Origin of the sequence: Helicobacter sp. MIT 05-5293, assembly GCF_000765665.2 — a bacterium.
GTDB lineage: Bacteria > Campylobacterota > Campylobacteria > Campylobacterales > Helicobacteraceae > Helicobacter_C.
The window spans coordinates 1-858 of record NZ_JROZ02000009.1; the positions used below are offsets into that span (position 1 = coordinate 1).

Genomic DNA, 858 nt, shown 5'->3' on the forward strand with positions numbered 1-858 from the left:
ATTTCTTCAAAGGACAAGCAATGTTGCACACATTTAGAATCTTTTATCTTTGTGATGCTTATATGTCTCAAGGATTAAGCTTTAAAGTCATTAATGGGGGGGGGCATCAGATAATTTATCTTTAATAATCCTCCCTTTCTTCTCTCTTCTTTTTTTCTTTGCTTCTTGTGTTTTCTTTCTTTGTGTTTTCTTATATTTTATTCATAAATGCTTCTTTTCTTTTAACCTTGTCTTTTATATGTTTCAAAGACTTTGGATTCTTCTTTTAGATTCTCATACTTTTATCTTTGCTGATTATTTTAATTTAGATTCTCACTTTCTCTCAAAGGAATCTCTATGAGTAAAGGAAGTGAGATTCATAAAAGATTTGGTTTAAAGTTTGCAGTGACTTATAGAGTAAGAAAAATCAAAAAGAAATATGCAAGAATATTAGAATCAAGGCCTTTTGTCCAATCTATACAAATGCTTTATTTGATTTTTACATTAAAAGATTCTAAGAAGTTTGAAATCTATTTATTATTGAGGAAATACCATTGCTTGATTATAAACTCTAAGCACTTAGAATTTATTGCCTTGTATTATCAAGAGATTCTCCAATGGTTAGAATCTGATGAGTTTAAACAAACTTATCTTGATACTAATCACCCTTATCCTCCTTTGCTTAATCCTAAGAGATTGCATAAAGATTCAAAGAATCCTTATGTTGTTAAAGATTCTAATATCTTAGAATCTATTGATACAACCCCAGCCAAAGACACACACAATAAAAAAATAGAATCTCATAATCCCAACAAAAATACACTATCACACACACCCATACATCATCTTATCTTAAGCTATGAGAATATCCCTGCAGAA

Annotated in this window: 1 pseudogene; it reads left to right on the forward strand. The window is 29.4% G+C overall.

Features of this window, described 5'->3' with window-relative positions:
- Positions 1 to 336 precede the first annotated feature (336 nt).
- Positions 337 to 858, forward strand: a pseudogene (locus LS68_RS09540) (hypothetical protein); the annotation flags it as partial.